Source organism: Pseudomonas sp. GW821-FHT01C01 (assembly GCF_059422645.1).
In genome coordinates this window covers 1-230 of record NZ_JBWKXF010000119.1, presented here as the reverse complement: position 1 = coordinate 230, position 230 = coordinate 1, and the positions used below count along the sequence as shown (strand labels likewise).

Annotated in this window: 1 protein-coding gene; it reads left to right on the top strand. The window is 62.6% G+C overall.

Annotated elements, in window-relative coordinates:
- A partial coding sequence (locus tag AC07XF_RS28975; protein WP_495029251.1) for an immunoglobulin-like domain-containing protein occupies nucleotides 1-230 on the top strand: 230 nt, incomplete at both ends.

The following is a 230-nucleotide window of genomic DNA, read 5'->3' as shown; positions in this document are numbered from 1 at the left end:
GACAACAATAGCAGCACCGTCAGCACCACCATCACCGGTGCCACCGGCGGCAACTTCGAAAACCTGGTGCCGAGTAAAGAGCCAGCGGTGACGTCCATCACTGACTCGATCGACACCACCACGGTGACCCTGACCGCCACGCCGAGCGTGGACGAAAACGGCACCATCACCTACACCGCGACGCTGACCGATGCCCAGGGCAAACCGGTCACCGCGCAAAACGGTCCGGT